The organism is Polaribacter sp. IC066 (genome assembly GCF_007997085.1).
Lineage (GTDB): Bacteria > Bacteroidota > Bacteroidia > Flavobacteriales > Flavobacteriaceae > Polaribacter.
In genome coordinates this window covers 1-3,871 of the sequence record NZ_VORR01000102.1, presented here as the reverse complement: position 1 = coordinate 3,871, position 3,871 = coordinate 1, and the positions used below count along the sequence as shown (strand labels likewise).

Annotated in this window: 6 protein-coding genes; all 6 read left to right on the top strand. The window is 30.7% G+C overall.

The genetic code is table 11. The features are described from left to right. Positions 1-200 precede the first annotated feature (200 nt). From ES044_RS17940 to ES044_RS17915, 6 genes are read left to right on the top strand one after another with little or no spacing between them, the layout of a single operon-like run. Positions 201-500 (top strand): hypothetical protein, encoded by a 300-nt coding sequence (locus tag ES044_RS17940; RefSeq protein ID WP_147120705.1) that lies wholly within the window; start codon positions 201-203, stop codon positions 498-500. Continuing rightward, positions 485-1,069, top strand: coding sequence for a hypothetical protein (locus tag ES044_RS17935; protein WP_147120704.1), 585 nt, complete (start codon positions 485-487; stop codon positions 1,067-1,069). Before ES044_RS17940 ends, ES044_RS17935 begins: the two co-directional genes overlap by 16 nt. 20 nt (positions 1,070-1,089) lie before the next feature. Next, the gene (locus ES044_RS17930; protein ID WP_147120703.1) at positions 1,090-1,926 is read left to right on the top strand and encodes a hypothetical protein; all 837 of its coding nucleotides are present in this window, start codon (positions 1,090-1,092) and stop codon (positions 1,924-1,926) included. Then, a complete protein-coding gene (locus ES044_RS17925) occupies positions 1,919-2,440 on the top strand; it encodes a hypothetical protein (protein WP_147120702.1) in 522 nt (173 codons plus the stop codon). Before ES044_RS17930 ends, ES044_RS17925 begins: the two co-directional genes overlap by 8 nt. A gap of 10 nt (positions 2,441-2,450) precedes the next feature. Then, entirely contained in the window at positions 2,451-3,365 is a 915-nt protein-coding gene (locus ES044_RS17920) for a DUF6175 family protein (RefSeq protein WP_147120701.1), read from the top strand. Between the two features lie 11 nt (positions 3,366-3,376). Next, entirely contained in the window at positions 3,377-3,748 is a 372-nt protein-coding gene (locus tag ES044_RS17915) for a hypothetical protein (RefSeq protein WP_147120700.1), read from the top strand. Positions 3,749-3,871 lie beyond the last annotated feature (123 nt).

The following is a 3,871-nucleotide window of genomic DNA, read 5'->3' as shown; positions in this document are numbered from 1 at the left end:
AAAAGTCAGTTTTGGAACAAAAGCAATAAACTTGTAATGATCAAGTGTTTAACTTACTTAAAGTCACTCAAAAAAAAATCTAAATCTCAATGTTCTTACGTTCTTTGGAGGTGCGAAACTTGAGTAATTACTTACTTGTAGGTATATTTTAATGGTTGATTGTCTGCCACATTTGACATATTAACCTAAACTAAAATATAATGAGAAATTTTAAACTATTATATATTACGCTACTTTTTGTAGGCACTTATACTTCTATAGCACAAGAAATTGCTACCAACTTACATACGATTAACTTGAACGATGTAAACTTAAAAAATGTAAATATAGACAACGAAACAATAAACGATAACTCTATAGAAACCTATTCTGGGAGTCTTATAGTTGAAAACGGAAAGCTTGTTTTTAAATCTACCGATTGTACTTTAAATGAATCAGGAATTTTACTAAAAAGTATTTCACGCAAAAAATTAAAAAGTAAAAGGTGGATAAAAAAGTAGAAAACTCTAAAAATAATGAGCTAAATTATATCTTAATAAAAGGTGTTAAAGCGCAAAATTCTCCTGTTATTTTTGTCAAGAAAATAACAAAACCACTTAAAAAAGCTAAATACTGGTCTGGCGGAAGTTCTTATCTATACTTATCTGCCGCACAAGAGCTGTATAAAAACACCATAGAATTAAGAGAAACCTACAACTTATTTTCTGTTGATATTAATGAAATTGATGATCCGGCGCTTGGCAAAATAACAGCGTATACTTTGTATGATGCTAAATGCAATAAAATGTCTTCAGATCAAATAAAGAATCTAGGAAGTAAAGAACTTAATGACGTAAATAATTCTTTAAAAATTGGTGGAGATTTATTATTAAAGCAAGCTGCACTGACTGCTTTGGCTGCATTAAGCACGCAAGAAATTACGATGGCAAATATGATGGATAAAGTTTTAATGGGCAAAGATGCTATTACAGCTGGTGTTTTTCAGGCAGCAATAATTGCACAACTGCCAAAAATTGTGAATAACTTAAAAGCTTCAAAAGAATATATAGAACAATTAAAAGCAGAATAAAACCACAAAGAAAAAAAAGGATGATGTATAAATCAATATCAGTTTTATTCTTGTTTTTAGCGTTAACAGCTTTTAAAACGAATGCTCAAGAACGTGAAGATTATAGATTAATAGTTGGCGTAGCAAAATTTAAGGCGGCAAATGTAAAACAAGAACGTTTTGCCAATATGGTTTCTGAAAGAGTTTTAGATGTTTTAAATCAACAAAATAGATTTCAAGTTATAGATTTAGACGGCACTGCCAGAAAACAGGCAATTTCAGTATCACAAGAAAACTATAAATCTAAAAACTGGATCGAGGCAAACAAAACTATCAGCGCAGAATATACTTTAACTGGTTTTGTAACGAGTATTAAATTTATACGGTTAAATGCTGGCAAAGGCTACAAAGCAACAATTACGTATACCACTAAAATTATAAACACAGAAAGCGGTGAGATTATTCAAAACGGCACTGCTACTTTTTCATCAAGTAACAGTGAAATTAAACTAACGCCAGAAAGTGCTTTCCAAAGCGCCATACAAACAACTGTAGCTCCTTTAAGTGCCTATTTTTCTTCTAGTTTTCCTATAAAATTAAATCTAGTAAGAATAGAAAAGGAGAAAAAAGGAAAAGCACAAACTGTTTTGCTAGATGGAGGCTCTAAAATTGGAAGTACCGAAGGCAAAAAATTTGAAGTCTATTTTATAGACAATTCACTAGGAAAACCACTACCAAAATTTATTGGTGAACTAAAAATAACGCGGGTTTTAAGTGAAGATTTTTCTGAAGCAAAAGTTACTGATGGCGGAAAAGAGATTCATAAATATTTAACTGATGGTAAAAAAATAATTTGTAAAAGCTTAAACAATGACTAATAAACTAAAAATTATACTAATTACAGCCACCCTTTTTATGATTACAAGTTGTAGTTCTAAAAAGCAGGTTGCTTTTTTTCCAACTTCAGAAGTAACGTATCAAGATTATACTGGCGATATTTTAATTGTAAGAGTGCTTGGTTATGGCAACAATGAAATTACCGCTATTGAAGACGCACAATGGAGAGCAATGGAAACACTTTTTTTTAGAGGAATTCCAAATTCTAGCATCTCTAAACCATTAATTGGTTACAATGAAAATGAATTAAAACAACAACATAACACTTATTTTAAGGACTTTTTTGGGTACAAAAGATTCTTAACTTTTATTTCTGAAACCACATTTGTTGGCGGCCAAAATCAAAAAGTAATTGCAACAAAGTTGGATAAAAAAAAGGGAGGAAAACAAGATATGGTTGATGCTTTAGTAGTTGCTGTAGATATTTTCATCAACGTAAAACCGCTGCGTAAAGATTTAGAACAGAAAAAAGTGATCAGAAAATTCGGATTTTAAAAACTAAAACATGAAACTTAAAATTATACTAATTGCAATGTTCATTATTGCATCCTCTAAAATAATTGCTCAAAATGTAGCCCAAGTGCAACCTACAATCATGGTGATGCCTTTTACCAAATCGGGTCAAAATGCGTTAGAATTATTCGAAAATGATTTTAAATGGCAATCTATTATTGCAAGGGTAAATAATTCTTTGCAAGAAAGAGGTTTTAGACCTAAAGATTTGCAAGAAACGATTAACCAGGTTAAAAGATCTAAAGCTGTAAACACCATAAAAAATGCCACTTTTAATGTAGAAGAAGCTATTTATGCAGAAGCAAGAACAGATATTATCATCAAAGCTTTTATCAATGTTCATTCTGAAGATGGTGGCACTACAAACAGTGTACAAGTTTCTTTAAAAGCAATAGAGGCTTCGTCTAGAATGGCGCTGTATGATTTGCCTACTGCATCTTCTCCTCCTTTTAAAACAACAGATTACGGCTATTTAGTAGATCGTGTTTTAACGGAAGAAAATAGAATAGAAAAATTTGTTGACGGTATAAACGAAGCTTTTGGGCAAATTGTAAGTTTAGGAAAAGCCATTACCATAGAAATTATGGTTTCAGAAAACAGTGTGTTTAAATTAGATGATGAGATTGGTGAAAATGCAGATTTCATAGCAGAATTAATAACAGAATGGGTACAACAAAATGCCTACAAAAACCAGTTTAGAATTAAACAAGATTCAGATAATATTTTAAGTTTTGATGAAGTTAGAATTCCGTTAAAAACAGCAGCTGGCAACAATTATTCTGTAAACGATTTTGCAAAAAGTATTTCTAGAGCAATTGCTAAAATTTGCAATAGAAAAGATGGTGTAAAAGCCAAAAGAAGTAAACCTTCTGTGTCTGAAGGAACTATTAGAATTGTTTTACCATAAAAACTTTAACCATGAAAATTAAAACGTTAATCATCTTATTTTACTGTATTTCTTTTGGTACTGTAAAAGCGCAAGACAATCAAGAATTGCTAAACTCTAGAATTGTTTTATCTATTGTAATGCCTCAAAATGAAGAAAAAATTAGCACTGGCAATTTTGCTAAAATGAAATCTAAAATAAAGCAAATTATCTCTAAATATGATGTGGCTGCAACAGATTATTATTCAGATTTTTTAATTTACCCAAGTATAGAAATCTATGATGAAGAAACTTTAGATGCTGGCTTGCAACCTTTAACTATTATTAGTGGCGATTTTACCTTATTTATAAAACAAGCCTCTACAAATAATCAATTTGGTAGCATAACGGTTCCTTTTAAGTAAGCGTCTGGTTATGCACATCTTGTGGGGTTCCCAATTTCTTTTGATTTTTGTAAAAAATAAAACCATGTTAGGATTAGGAACAGAGCACACCTATTACTATTATCTAAATTCAGTAGATATGCG